Origin of the sequence: Amycolatopsis camponoti, assembly GCF_902497555.1 — a bacterium.
In the GTDB taxonomy this organism is placed as follows: Bacteria; Actinomycetota; Actinomycetes; order Mycobacteriales; family Pseudonocardiaceae; genus Amycolatopsis; species Amycolatopsis camponoti.
In genome coordinates this window covers 4191468-4205020 of the sequence record NZ_CABVGP010000001.1, presented here as the reverse complement: position 1 = coordinate 4205020, position 13553 = coordinate 4191468, and the positions used below count along the sequence as shown (strand labels likewise).

General features: G+C 71.8%; 12 protein-coding genes. 3 read left to right on the top strand and 9 right to left on the bottom strand.

Annotated features, from left to right (window positions below; translation table 11 throughout):
• Window positions 1-828 carry an NAD-dependent epimerase/dehydratase family protein gene (locus tag AA23TX_RS19695; protein WP_155543956.1) on the top strand — a complete coding sequence of 276 codons (828 nt, stop codon included), beginning with the start codon at window positions 1-3 and terminating at the stop codon, window positions 826-828.
• Window positions 829-925: 97 nt separating this feature from the next.
• Complete coding sequence (locus AA23TX_RS19690; RefSeq protein WP_155543955.1) at window positions 926-1111, top strand: hypothetical protein; 186 nt, start codon at window positions 926-928, stop codon at window positions 1109-1111.
• A 449-nt stretch (window positions 1112-1560) separates the two neighbouring features.
• On the opposite strand, the gene AA23TX_RS19685 is transcribed toward AA23TX_RS19690, so the two are convergent.
• The 8 genes from AA23TX_RS19685 to AA23TX_RS19650 form a co-directional block, all read right to left on the bottom strand.
• On the bottom strand, window positions 1561-2193 hold the full coding sequence (locus AA23TX_RS19685) for a GntR family transcriptional regulator (RefSeq protein ID WP_155543954.1): 633 nt from the start codon (window positions 2191-2193) through the stop codon (window positions 1561-1563).
• Window positions 2193-2855, bottom strand: a complete 663-nt coding sequence (locus AA23TX_RS19680; protein ID WP_155543953.1) for an HAD family hydrolase — start codon at window positions 2853-2855, stop codon at window positions 2193-2195. Before AA23TX_RS19680 ends, AA23TX_RS19685 begins: the two co-directional genes overlap by 1 nt.
• Window positions 2856-2875: 20 nt before the next feature.
• Window positions 2876-3727 (bottom strand): LysR family transcriptional regulator, encoded by an 852-nt coding sequence (locus AA23TX_RS19675; RefSeq protein WP_155543952.1) that lies wholly within the window; start codon window positions 3725-3727, stop codon window positions 2876-2878.
• Window positions 3728-3841: 114 nt separating this feature from the next.
• Window positions 3842-4210 carry a DoxX family protein gene (locus AA23TX_RS19670; RefSeq protein WP_155543951.1) on the bottom strand — a complete coding sequence of 123 codons (369 nt, stop codon included), beginning with the start codon at window positions 4208-4210 and terminating at the stop codon, window positions 3842-3844.
• A gap of 60 nt (window positions 4211-4270) precedes the next feature.
• Entirely contained in the window at window positions 4271-6571 is a 2301-nt protein-coding gene (locus AA23TX_RS19665) for a glycosyl hydrolase family 95 catalytic domain-containing protein (RefSeq protein WP_155543950.1), read from the bottom strand.
• Window positions 6572-6683: 112 nt separating this feature from the next.
• Window positions 6684-7469 carry an SDR family oxidoreductase gene (locus AA23TX_RS19660; RefSeq protein ID WP_196425379.1) on the bottom strand — a complete coding sequence of 262 codons (786 nt, stop codon included), beginning with the start codon at window positions 7467-7469 and terminating at the stop codon, window positions 6684-6686.
• Window positions 7470-7526: 57 nt separating this feature from the next.
• Complete coding sequence (locus AA23TX_RS19655) at window positions 7527-11117, bottom strand: discoidin domain-containing protein (protein ID WP_155543949.1); 3591 nt, start codon at window positions 11115-11117, stop codon at window positions 7527-7529.
• Between the two features lie 299 nt (window positions 11118-11416).
• Complete coding sequence (locus tag AA23TX_RS19650) at window positions 11417-11854, bottom strand: winged helix-turn-helix transcriptional regulator (protein ID WP_155543948.1); 438 nt, start codon at window positions 11852-11854, stop codon at window positions 11417-11419.
• Window positions 11855-11985: 131 nt separating this feature from the next.
• Here AA23TX_RS19650 and AA23TX_RS19645 point away from each other — a divergent pair, with 131 nt between their 5' ends.
• The gene (locus AA23TX_RS19645; protein ID WP_155543947.1) at window positions 11986-13182 is read left to right on the top strand and encodes a thiolase family protein; all 1197 of its coding nucleotides are present in this window, start codon (window positions 11986-11988) and stop codon (window positions 13180-13182) included.
• Here AA23TX_RS19645 and AA23TX_RS19640 read toward each other — a convergent pair.
• Window positions 13113-13532, bottom strand: a complete 420-nt coding sequence (locus tag AA23TX_RS19640; RefSeq protein ID WP_155543946.1) for a response regulator transcription factor — start codon at window positions 13530-13532, stop codon at window positions 13113-13115. The genes AA23TX_RS19645 and AA23TX_RS19640 overlap by 70 nt on opposite strands.
• Window positions 13533-13553: the final 21 nt, after the last annotated feature.

Genomic DNA, 13553 nt, shown 5'->3' with positions numbered 1-13553 from the left:
ATGAAGGTCTTCCTGACGGGCGGCTCCGGGTACGTCGGCCGCCCGACGGTCCGGGCGCTCCGGCGGCACGGTCACGAGGTGAGCGCCCTGGCGCGCAGCGACGCTTCGGCACGGGTGCTCACCGAGCTGGGCGCGACCCCGGTGCCCGGCGACCTGACCGCCACCGACGTCCTGCGCGCCGCCGCCGCGGCCGCCGACGGCGTGATCCACCTCGGCCAGCACTACGGCGACGACACGGCGGAGGTCGACCTCGCGGCGGCGGAGGCATTGCAGTCCGGTCTCGGCGACCGCGGGCCGTACGTGCACACGGGCGGGGTCTGGGTGTACGGCGACACGGCGGGCGTCGTGGACGAGGACGCGCCGCAGAACCCACCGGCGATCACGGCGTGGCGCCGGGCCAACGAAGAGCGCGTCCTGTCCCGCGGCGGGCACCCGGTGCTGGTGATGCCCGGCCTGGTCTACGGTCCGGGCGGCGGGCTCATCGAAACGTTCTTCGCGGCGCCGGTCCCCCTGATCGGCGACGGCACCAACCACTGGGCGCTGGTCCACGTCGAGGACATCGCCGAGCTGTACGCGCTGGCCTTGCGGGCGCCGGCGAAGTCGGTGTACGCGGGGGTGGGCGGGCAGAACGTGCCGCTCGCGGACATCGTCGCGGTGCTCGCGGCCGGAGGTCCGATCGCTCGCCTGACGCTCGCCGAGGCGGTGGAGCGGATGGGCCCGATCGCGGAGGCGTTCGCGCTGGACCAGCAGGTGACGCCGGCCCGCGCGCGACGCGAGCTGGGCTGGGAGCCCCGGCACCTGGACGCGCTGACGGAGCTGCGCGGGTAAGGGACCGGGAGGCGCCGAAGCACGCGATCACCCGATGCGGCGGCGGTCCCCTCAGGACGAACGTGGGGTTCCTCAGCGGACGAGGTGAGGAACGACCATGCGAGGCGACTGGATCCACGACTGGGTGCGGGTGGAGATGGAGTACCGGGCGGGGCCGCCCCCAGCGGCCCGCCGGCCGCGCGAGCACCGCCCGGCAGCACGCCATTGGGCGGCGCTGTGGGCGGGCTTGTTCACCGGCCACCGCGCCGAGGCGAGGCACGGCGGTTCGGCAGCGGGCTGCTGACGCCAAGGGCTCCGGCCGGCCGCGCCGCCGGGTGGGGCATGGCAGCGATCGCACGCCGCCCAGGGGACCGCACCGCGGCCTCGGCGACCGACCGCCGCAGGCTGGGCTGGGTCAGGCTGGGTCAGGCTGGGTCAGGCGGGCCGGGCGATCCCGGAGAGCTGGCGGGGCGGGCAGGCCGAGCGGAGGTCGGCCAGCTGGGCTGGGCTGGGCTGGGAGCAGCCGACGGCTGGGCACGGTCGACGTTGCCGCGCCCAGCGGCGCCGCCGGGTGGCGCATCGCGGCGGATGCCGCCCGGCCCGGCTCGGCACGGCCAGGCTGGGCCCGGCTCGGCCAGGCTCGGCTCGGCCAGGCAAGATCCGGTCGGGCCGCAACCCCAGGCATCGCCCGGTCGCCCACCCGCACCCCGCGCCTGCCGGCTCGGCTCGCCCCACCCGCGAAGCCACCCGGCCTCAGAGGTCCAGCAACCCCCGGCGCGCCCGCTCCAGATGGTCGCGCATCTCCGCTTCCGCACTCGCCGGATTCCCCGACGCGACCGCCTCCAGCAACCGCCGGTGCTCCACCGCCAGCTCGGCCGGGTCCGGGTACGACCCTCGCAGCCGGGCCAGGCACAGCTGCATCTCCTCCTGCAGCGGCGGGTAGATCCGGCTCAGCCGCACACTGCCCGCCGCATCCACCAGCGCCAGGTGGAACGCCGTGTGCGCCTCCACCCGCGCACTCCAGCCCGCCCCCGGCGGCAGCGCCTCCAGTGCCGACAACGCCGTCGACACCCCGTCCAGCGGACGCCCCTGCCCGACGATCAGCCGCACCGCCGTCAGCTCCAGGGGCAGCCGGACCGTGAACAGGTCCCGGACATCGGCAGACGTCAGCACCGGCACCCGCAGCGACCGGCCCTCCGACCGCTCCACCAGGTGCCGCCCGACCAGCTCCTGCAACGCCGACCGCACCGTCGGCCGAGCCACGCCGAACGTCGTCGCCAAGCCCTGCTCCGTCAGCGCCGTCCCCGGGGCGAGGACTCCGCTGAGGATCTGGTGGCGCACCTCCGCCACCAGGGCGTCGCGCGTGTTCGTCGTCTGCAGCACCATCAGGACGAGTGCACCCGCTCCACCGTCGCGACCAGGTCGTCGAGCCCGGGCAGCACGGCGTCGGCGATCGACGGGTCCTGCGCCTCCGCGTGCCGGTTGACCCAGACCCGGCGGATGTCCAGCTCCCGCGCCGGCACCATGTCGTGGAAGTGGCTCTGGGCGATGTGGACCCAGTTCTCCCGCGTGGCCTCGAACGACGCGGCGAAACGCGAGAAGTGCGCGTGCCCGGGCTTGTACGAACCGACGTCCTCGGCGGTCACGACCGCGTCGATCGGCACGACGAGCCGACGCTGGGTCTCGCCGATGAGGTCGCGGTCGCAGTTCGTCAGCAGCGCGAGCCGCCAGCCGGCTTCGCGCAGCGCCGTCAGCGCCGGCCGGACGTCGGGGAACACCGGCCAGTACGGCAGACCGGTCCCGAGCACGGACGCGTCGTCGGGCACCAGCTCGACGCCCGCTTCGGCCGCGGTCCGCCGCAGCGACTCCGCCAGCACCTCCCGGTAGCGCCGCACCGGCTGCTCGGCCTGCACCCGCGGTTCGATCCGGTTGTAGACCTCCAGCAGCTCCGCGCCCCGGCCGGGGAACAGCAGTTCGATCCCGGTCGCGATGCCGTGCCGCCAGTCCACCAGCGTGCCGAAACAGTCGAACGTAGCCCAGCGAGTCATACGGTCAGTCTGATATACGGTTATACCGAACGCAACAGTTCCGCGAACTCGAAGATGAGCGGCGACCGCCGGGCCGCGACCCAGGCGACGCACACCTCGTTCGGCGGCAGGTCCTCGACCGGCACGTGGGCGACGTCCGGACGCGTGTAGTACTCCGACGTCGACAGCGGGATCACCGCGATCCCCCGCCCGGCGGCCACGTGCTCCAGCTTCTCCTCGACGCTGCGGAACTCCTGCCACCGCGACGCGGTCCCGTCCCGCAGCTCGACCGCGACGTCACGCCACTCCGGCACGGCGTCGGGGTCGTTGAGCAGGTGCTCGTCGGCGAGGTCCCCGACGAGCACCGACTCCTTGCCGGCCAGCCGGTGGTCCGCCCGCAGGACCGCCACCCGCGGCTCGCCGAACAGCGGCCGCACGCTCAGCCCGCGCCGATCCACCGGCAGGCGGACGACGCTGACGTCGGCGCGGCCGTCGTGGAGGACCTCGGTCTGGTCGGCCCACGTCGTGCGGAGCAGCTCGACCGTGACGTCCGGGTGGCGCGAAGAGAACGAGCCGACCGCGTCGGTGACCGTGATCCCCGGCATGAACGCCACGGTGAACGTCCCGCGGTCGGCCGTGGCGACCCGCCGCCGCAGCGCCGACGCCGAGGCCAGCAGCGGACGCGCATCCTCCAGCAGCTGACGGCCGGCCTCGGTCAGCGACGTGGACCGCTTGTCCCGCACGAACAACTGCGCGCGCAGCTCACCTTCGAGGGCGCGGATCTGCCGCGAGAGCACCGGCTGCGCGATGTGCAGCCGCGCGGCGGCGCGCCCGAAGTGCAGCTCTTCGGCGACCGCGACGAAGTACCGCAGCTTGCGCAGATCGACGTCCACTCCGACCTCCCTGAGACCTCCAGGGTATTACGCGCGCGCCGAGGAACACGGTCGGTGCCGGGTTCACCTCGTGTCGGTGCCACCGGGAAGCGTCATCGGTCCGCCGCGAGAACCTCAGCCGGCGAACCGGCCCACCGCCACGAACGCCGCCAGCACCAGCAGCACGACGTTCATCGGCAGCGCCTTGGTTTCCTTGCGCCGCGCGTGCACGATGATCGCACCGATCTGGACCACCGCCAGCCCGGTCGCGGCCAGCGGGGTGAGCACCGGCGCGATGTCCAGCGCCCAGGGCAGGATCAGCCCGATCGCGCCGAGGATCTCGACCGCGCCGATGCCCTTCACCGCCGCGTCGGAGAAGTCCGCCGTCCAGCCCATGTTCGGGTTTTCGAGCAGCTTCTCGCGCGGCGTCGCGAGCTTCATGCCGCCGGCAGCCAGGTACAGCGCGGCGAGCAGACCCGCCACGACCCACAGGACGACGTTCAAGGGTGACCTCCGGTCCGAAGAAAGTGATTGAACACTACATCAGTTTCCGGAGGTTACCCCTCAACTTGGCTGGACCGTGACCGACTGCCCCGGCCGCAGGGAAAGCACGCGGCGCCAGCCGCCCGCGCGCACCTCCGTCCGGGTCCCGCCGACGCTCCGGACCACCGCCCGCGTCACCTTCCCGTCGCGCCAGGACAGGTCGACCTCGAACCCACCGCGGGCGCCGATCCCGGTCACCCGGCCCGACCGGGCCCACGCCGAGGGCAGCGCCGGCAGCAGCTCCAGCACGCCGGGCCGCGAGTACACGAGCATCTCCGCCATCGCCGCCGGCGCGCCGAGGTTCGCGTCGATCTGGAAGATCGTGTAGCTGCCCTGGCTGTACATGTCGAAGAAGTTCGGCGCGGTCCCGTTGCCGTTGGCGACCGACGGCCGCAGCACCGTGAGCAGCAGCTGGTACGCCTTCTCGGCGTCCTTGAGCCGCGCCCAGCACGCCGAGCGCCACGCACACGCCCAGCCATAACTGTCCATCCCGCGCGCGACCAGCAGCGCGCGCACGCCGTCGAGCAGCTCCGGCGACGCGGTGTCGGCGGCGATCCGGTCGCCCGGGAAGAAGCCGATCAGCGGGGACAGGTGCCGGTGCGTCGTCTCGCCGAGGTTGTCCGGCGACATCCACTCCTCGAGCCAGCCGGTCGTGGGGCTCACCTTCGGCAGGTACAGCTTCCGCTGCAGCCCGGCGATCCGGTCGCCGTACGCGCGGTCGCGCCCCAGGACCGCGACGGCGTCGCGGTAGTGCTCGAACAGGTCCCAGACGATCTCCTGGGAGTAGGTGTTGCCGAGGGTGTCCTGCGGGCCGTGTTCGGGCGACCAGTCGTGGTCGTCGACGAGCACCTCGCGGCCGTCGACCGTCATCGGGAGCAGCCGGGCCTCCCAGAACTCGGCCGCCCCCTTGAGCAGTGGGTAGATCCGCGCGAGGTACGCCTTGTCCTGGGTGAACGCGTAGTGGTCCCACAGCGAGTTGCACAGCCACGCGTTGCCGGCGGGGTGCCACCACCAGCCGGAGCCGCCGTAGATGTTGGTCGAAAACGCGATCGCCCAGCCGCCGATCTTGCCGCCGGTGTTCCGGAACCTGTTGCGAGGGTCGTTGAACAGGCGTTTCGTGCTGTCCGTCCACACGGGAAGCTGCGCGAGGCAGTAGTCGGCCAGTGCAGTGAAGCTCCCGGGCAGCGCCGCGCGGTCAGCCAGCCAGTAGTTCATCTGGACGTTGATGTCGGTGTGGTAGTCGCTCATCCAGTCCGGCGTGTTGGTGTTCTGCCACAGTCCTTGCAGTCCCATCGGCAGCCCGTCGCGCGAGCCGGTGATCGTCAGGTACCGGCCGAACTGCAGGTAGCTCGCCTCCAGCTCCGGGTCGGGCGTGGCCGGGTCGTCGTGGCGGGCCACCAGCCGCGACCACGTGTCCAGCGCCCGCTTCGCCGGCGGCGACTGGCCCAGGTCGACGGTCATCCGGTCGTAGAGCCGCCGGTAGTCCGCGACGTGCGTACCCAGCAGCGCCCCTCCCCCGGCGCGCAAAGCCTTCGACGCCTTCTGCTTCGCCAGCGCCAGGGGGTCGAGCGACGCATCGAGGAACTTCCGGGCCGCGTCGGGCACGTAGTTCGTGCCCCCGCTGAGCACGATGACGACCTCGCGGCTCCCGGTGAAGGTCACCCCACCGGCCGCGGTGCACGCGTACTTCAGGCCGTTGGCGAAGGTGCCGGTGAACGCCGCCGGGCCCGACATCGGCTCGCCGCGGGTCGGCTCCAGCGAGACCGACCCGGTCACGGGCCCGCCGCTGAGCCGGACCACCACGACGTCGTCGGGGTGGCTCACGAAGTACTCGCGGCGGTACCGCACGCCGTCGTGCCGGTAGGTGATCACGACGACGCCGTTGCTCAGGTCGAGCGTGCGGCGGTAGCCGGTCACGCCGGTGTGCGCCGGCACGGAGATCCGCACCTTGGCCAGCAGCCCGAGCGTGCCGAACTTCTCGCGCTCGTAGGGGAACTGGCCGTCGTCTTCGAGGACGTCGTTGGCGCCACCGGTCCACAGTGACGCGTCGGCGAGGTAGAGGAAGTCGGCGGCCGGGTCACCGCCGACAAGGGCACCGATCCGACCATTTCCGATCGGCAGGCCCTGCTCGATGATCTTGCCCTCGACCGCGGGCGCCGGGTACCAGAGGGTCGTCGCCTGACCGTCGGGCACGAGTTCGAGGCCCGTCGGGCGCGTGACGTCGGCGTTTGCGGTGAAAGGAGGGATGCCACTGAGGGCAGCTCCGGCGCCGACCGCGCCACCGAGCTTGAGGAAGGTGCGGCGAGAGGGAGGGTTCGACATGTCGGATCCGTTCGGCGTTGAGGCGGGGACCGGCGTGCAGCCCGCCAAACATATGACCTATCCGGATCCGGGGTCAAGATTCTTCGTAATTAATCCGAAAACATACGACCGGTCAGCGCGCCCGGTACCGCAGCACACCCGCGTCCGCCTGCCCCGCCAGGTACTGCCGGAAGGTGATCGTGCCGTCGAGGTGCTCCGGCGCGAGGTGACCGCCGCCGGCGTAGGCGCGGAACGTCTCGCCCGGCACGCTCACCGGCACGATCCGCCGTCGCCGTCCGCTCGCCTCCGCGACCGCCTGCGCCAGCTCGGCCGCGGCGAGGATCTCCGGACCACCGAAGTCCGGGACCCGCCCGGCCGGGTCGCTCAGGGCGAGGTCCGCGAGCCGCTCCGCGACGTCCCGGACGTCCACCGGCTGGAACGACAGCCGCGGGACGGGCAGCACCGGCAGCCGGGACGCGCCGGCGAACAGCGTGCGGACGAGCGCGTGGAACTGCGTCGCCCGCTGGATCGTGTGCGGCAGCCCGGAGGCCGCGAGGAACTCCTCGGTCTCGAGCTTGCTGCGGTAGTAGCCGAGCGGGACGCGGTCGACGCCGACGATCGAGACGTAGACCAGGTGCGGCCCCCCGGCCCAGCGCGCCGCCTCGGCGAGCGTGCGCGCGAAGTCCGTCTCGCGGCCGAAGAAGTCGGTGGCGCAGTGGACGACCACGTCGACGCCGGCCAGCGCGCTGTCGATGCCGCGCCCGGTCCGCAGGTCGCCGGGGACGACGCCGGGCGCGGGCCGCCGGCTCAGCACGCGGACCTCCTCCCCCGCCGCGCGCAGCCGTTCGACGACCGGCCTGCCGAGCTGTCCGGTACCGCCGGTGACCAGGATCCGCACGTCGACCACCTCCGGCGTCATCCTGGCACGGCGGCGCCCGCCGGGAAACGGTTTCCCGGCGGGCACCCGTGTGCCTGTCTAGTTGCGGATGATGGTGAACGTGCCGGTCGTGTTGCGGATGTCCTGGTCGTTGTCGCTCAACGTCAGCCCGGTGAACGTCGCCGAGCCGACGGCCGGGCCCTGACCAGGTTCCGGCAGCTCGTTGGCCCAGATCCCGATCCCCGACTTGGCGTCGAACTGGTCACCGCTGCGGTGTGCGCCGGTGATCGACACGTTCGTCAGCACCGTGTCCTGGACCGGGTTCTCCGGCGTGGTGCCGTCGTACTTGGTCTGGAACATGATGCCGCTGTAGGTCGGGCTCTGGATGTCCACATCGGACACCCGGATGCCGCGGAACTCCTTGGACGCGGAGAACAACCAGATCGCCGGGAACGTCTGCTGGCCCCAGAAGTGGCCGCCGTCCCGGACGAGCGAGGCGTTCTGGACCGTCGTCGGCTGCGGCCCGAACCCGAGGAACGGGTAGCCGAAGTCGAGCGAGCTGATCGTGATCGCCGAGTACGTCAGCGTGTCCGCGATGTAGAGGTTCCGGAAGGTGTTGTTGTACCCGCCGTAAACCGCCAGCCCGGCCGCGCGCCACGGGGTGAGCGAAGTCAGGTTCTCGAACACGTTGTCGTACTGGTTGCCCTGGTTGATGTCCGTGGCGGCGAACAGCGCGAAACTGTCGTCGCCGGTGGACCGGGCCTCGATGTTGGTGACGTGGTTGCCGGTGCTCCCGTTCGTGAGGTTGACGCCGTCGGCGAAGGTGTCACGGATCCGGGAGTTCTTGATCGTGGTGTTGTCCACGTTCGTGCCCCAGACCATCACCACCTGGTGCTCGACCCAGATGTTGTCGATCGTCAGGTTCGCGACGTTGGTCAGGTTGAACACCTTGCCGGGGCCGTCGATGCGCGAGGTGTAGTTCCCGAACACCGCGAACCCGCTGAAGGTCGACCCGTTCGCGCTCGCCTGCACGTCGATGCCGATGTCGGTGTTCTCCTGACCCGACGGCGCGGAGAACTTCGTGAACCACGGCCCGGCACCGGTGACCGTGACGGCCTTGCCGTAGACGTTGAGCTTGCTCGACAGCGCGTAGTTCCCGGCCGGCAGGTAGACGCCGGTGAGCGTCGTGTCCTGGCGGACCTTGTCGAGGGCGCTCTGCACGTCCTGCTGCGTGAACCCGGCGGGCACGGCGAAGTGCGCCGGGTCCGGGTTGGCGGTCGCGGTGGCCTGCTCGAAGTTCACGAAGTCGATCGCGTAGTTCGTGCTGTTGGCCGCGTCCTTCTGCAGCTTGATCTTGTGCCCGGCGGGCACGGTCGTGCCGAGCATCGCGCTGGCCTCGTCGTAGATGTGACGAGGACCGGCGCCCGGCGAGTTGCCCGGGCCGGTTTCGGCGCCGTAGAGCCACGCGTAGTGCGAGGTCAGGTCGATGGCCTTGAGGAACGTGCCGTCGACGTAGACGTTCAGCGTCGAGTTCTGCCCGCCGCCGCCCGCGGAGTCCGGGATGGAGAACCGGGTGACGAGGGTGTTGGTCGCCGCGCGGGTCGTGAACTCCACCGACGAGCCGGTCGAGTTCAGCGTCACGGCCTTGCGGCCCGACGCCTCGCCCGCGAGGTCGCCGATCGTCCGGTTCGGGCCGACCACCGACGCGCCGCCGGCGACGACGCCGTCTTCGGCTTCGTACATGTCGTAGGGCATGTTCGCGCCCCGGCCGACGAACAGCGCCTGCGTGCTCGTGTTGTTGGCCTGCTTCACCGGCAGCTCGTTGGCGTCGTTCGCGACGACCGTCTTCACGCTGTACCGGCCGTTGGCGGCGGTCCAGGTGCCGACGGTCACGGGCGCCGCGGTGGCTCCGGCGGCGATGGCCCCGGTGTAGCTGCCGGTCAGCGTCTTGACGACGGTGCCGTTCTGGTCGGCGATCGTCACCGTGACGCCGTGGGCGCCGCCCGCCGAAGCCACCGTGCCCTGGTTGCGCAGGGTCGTGGTGAACGTGACGGTGTTGCCCGCGGACGGGTTGGTCGGCGACCACGCCGTGGCCGCGACGAGGTCGGAGCTCTGCACCGGGCTGACGACCAGCGCCGTCGAGCCGGTGTAGGAGTTGTTGGCCTCGTTCTGTTCGATGACGGCGTTGGCCTCGTCGACCTTCGCGGTCAGCTGGTAGCTGCCCGCGTCCCGGGTGCCGATGTTCGCCGACACCGTCGCCGACGCGCCGGCGGCGAGCGCGCCGACGTCCGCGGTGCCGACCTTGGTCGTGCCCAGGTAGAGGTTCACGTTCGTCGCGCCCGAAGCGGCCGTCCCGGCGTTGCGGACGGTCGCCGACGCCGTGATCGCGTCGGTCTCGACGGGGTTCTGCGGTGACCAGGACACCCCCGAGATCGTCAGGTCCGGGTTCGGCGCGGGGACGCCGAAGACCTGGAACTCCGCGGCCTGCCCGCCGCCGGCGCCGGAGTTGGCGGTGACGCGCAGGCGGACGTCGGCGGCGCGGCCGCTCAGCGGGATCGTCACGGTGTTGCCGGTGGACGGGCTGAAGCTGTAGGTCTGCGCGGCGGACAGCGTGGTGAACGCGGTCCCGCTCTGCTCACGGCCCTCGACGGCGATCGTCTGGGTCCGCGGACCCCACGACGCGTCGGGGTTGAGCTTCACGACGACCTGGTTGAGGTCGGCGTTGGCGCCCAAGGCGACGGTCAGCAGGTTCGGGTAGGTCCCACCGCCGCCCTCCCAGTACGTGCTGGTCGAGTTGTCGTTGGCGTTGGCCGCGACGAACGTGAACTCGGTCGAGGACGCCGTGATCGGCTTGCCCACCGCGAGGTTCGTCCCGGCCTGGGTGCCGTTGCGCGTCACGGTGGCGCTGTTCGCGGACTGGTTGCCCGCCGCATCCTTCGCACGGACGTAGTAGGCGACGGTCACGCTGTCGGGCTGGTTGTCGGTGTAGGTCAGGACGGTTCCGGCGACGCTGCCGCGGAGCTGGCCGTTGGCGTAGACGTCGTAGCCCGCGACCCCGGTGTTGTCGGTCGACGCCGCCCAGGTGAGCCGGATCTGGCCGCTCGCGGGCTGGGTGTAGGCGAGGTTGCCGGGCGCGGACGGCGGCTGCGTGTCGCCGCCGGCCGGGCCGTGCACCTCGAACTCCGACAGCTGCGCGGCGGGCCAGCCGGTGTTGCCCGTCACGTTCACCCGGACATAACGGGTGCTGCCGGTGACGTCCACGGTGACGGTGTTCCCGGTCGCCGGGTCGAACCGGTAGCCGGCCGAGGCCTTGAGGTCGCTGAAGCTCGTGCCGTTCGTGCTGCCTTGAACGCTGAAGGTCTCGGTGCGGGCCTCCCAGTTCGAGGGCAGCTTGAGCACCAGCTGGGCGACGTTCGTGGCCGCGCCGAGGTCGGCCTGGACCCACTGCGGGAACTGGTTGTTCGCGCTCTCCCAGTAGGTGGCCTGGTTGCCGTCGCCGACGTTCGACACGGGGTAGCCGGCGAGCTGGCTGCTGGCGGTGTAGGTCGCGGCGGCGGCTTGGGCGGCAGCTTGAACCACCTGCGCGGAGGTGCCGGCCGGGGCGGCGCTCGCGGCGACGGCGGGGGTGGCCAGGAGGAGGGACAGGGCGGCGTAGGTCGCCGCGCGCGACAGAAGTCGCTTCGTACTCATGGGTTTCCTCGGATCCGGGGAGGAGGGGAGACGCGTCGGGACGGCACAACCGGGGAACGGGACGGGCGCGGGACCCGGTCCGGGGGCGCACGCGGGCAGCACGGGACAGCCGTCATGGGCACCTCTTCGTCGAGGGGCGGGGCGGAATCTTCCTGACGTCTGCCGCGATTTCTCGCACTGTTGTCAGGTTCTTGCACTGATTCGTTCAAGAGTTACCGTGACGGGGGTCTCAAGTCAACGCCCGAACGCCAAAAAGGCCTCCTCGCGGGGGATGCGAGGAGGCCTGGGCGGAACGAGGGTCAGCGCACGGCGCCCAGCCGGATCGCGTGGGTGCCGGGAGCGTTGACCGGCTCGCCGCAGTGGGCGCACACGGTGGCCGGCTCCAGCACCTCGCCGCAGGCGTGGCGCCACAACGTGGGCGGTTCGCCCTGGTGGACGTACTTGTCGCCCCAGGCCATCAGACCGAGCAGGAGCGGCTGCAGCGCGCGGCCGGCTTCGGTCGGGTAGTACTCGTGACGCGGCGGGTGGGCCTCGTACTGGACCTTCTCGAGCACGCCCGCGTCGACGAGCTTGCGCAGCCGCGCGGCCAGGATGTCGCGGCTCGCGCCGGTGTTCTCGGCGATCTGGTTGAAGCGCCGCTCCCCCAGCATGATCTCCCGCAGCGCGAGCAGGCTCCAGCGCTCGCCGACGACCTCGAGCGCCTCGGCGACCGAGCATTCGCGACCACGCCGGACCATGCCACCTCCATGGGGTTGAAAATCCAACCTAGCACGTCAACCTCCTGTGACGTGCCGAACAGGTCAGTTGTGGTATCCAACTCACCCGGCGTATACCGAACGTATCCCCGATCTGCGAGGAGGCAGACGCCATGACGGACGCGGTGATCGTCGACGCGGTACGGACCCCGATCGGCAAGGGCAAGCCGAACGGCACACTGGCCGGGGTGCACCCGGTCGACCTGCACGCCCACGCGCTCCGCTCGCTCGTCGAGCGCACCGGCGTCGACCCGGCCCGGATCGACGACGTGATCAGCGGCGCCGTCGGCCAGATCGGCGAGCAGAGCATGAACACCGCCCGCTGGGCCGCGCTGGCCGCGGGCCTGCCGGAGTCGGTGCCGGCGGTGACCGTGGACCGGCAGTGCGGCAGCAGCCAGCAGGCCGTCCACTTCGCCGCGCAGGGCGTCATCGCCGGCGCGTACGACCTGGTGATCGCCTCCGGCGTCGAGTCGATGAGCCGGGTGCCGATGGGCAGCCAGGTGGCCGGGCGCGACCCGTTCGGGACGCAGGTCGCCGCGCGCTACCCGGACGGCCTGGTGCCGCAGGGCATCAGCGCGGAGCTGATCGCCGCGAAGTGGGGCCTCAGCCGGGCTCAGCTCGACGAGTTCTCCGCGGAAAGCCACCAGCGGGCCGCGAAGGCGTGGGCGGACGGGAAGTTCGCCGGCGAGGTCGCGCCGCTCAAGGCGCCCGGTCCGAACGGCGTGCCCGCCGACGTCACGACCGACGAGACGGTCCGGCCGGGCACCACGCCGGAGATCCTCGCCGGGCTGAAGCCCGCGTTTCGCGCCGACGTCTGGGAGCAGCGGTTCCCGGACCTCGGCTGGCACGTGACCGCGGGCAACTCCTCGCCGATCAACGACGGCGCCGCCGCGCTGATGATCACCAGCTCCGAGACGGCGAAGGCGCTCGGACTGCGGCCCCGCGCCCGGATCCACAGCTTCGCCGTCGTCGGCGACGACCCGCTGTACATGCTGACCGGCGTCATCCCGGCGACCCGCAAGGTCCTCGCCCGGGCCGGGCTTTCGGTGGGCGACATCGACGCCTTCGAGGTCAACGAGGCGTTCGCGAGCGTCGTGCTCGCCTGGCAGGCCGAGATCGGCGCCGACCTGGCGAAGGTCAACGTCAACGGCGGCGCGATCGCGCTCGGGCACCCGCTCGGCGGCAGCGGCGCCCGCCTGGCGACGACGTTGCTCTCGGTGCTGGAGCAGACCGGCGGCCGCTACGGCCTGCAGACGATGTGCGAGGCGGGCGGCCTCGCCAACGCGACGATCGTCGAACGCCTGGACTGACGCCTGAGGTACTCCCGCAGCGCCGCCACGGCTCCCCCGGGATCCGTGGCGGCGACCGGGAAGACCTCGTCGTAGCCGAGGGCCAGCAGTTCCGCGCGGGTGCCCGCGATCCGGCCGCCGAGCACCACGGGCACCCCGGCCAAGTCGGGATCGGCACGCACGTCGCGGAGCACGTCCACGCCCGAGGCGCCGTGCGTGGTGGACAGCACCACGCAGTCCGGCCGCTCGCGACGGCACGCCCCGAGCACGTCGGCCGCCACGCGCACGGTGTGCCCCTCGCGTCGCAGGACCACCTGCAACGCGACCAGGCTCCACGCGGCCGCGTCCAATCCGGACAGCACGATCTTCACTCCGGGCAGATCCGCGAACCC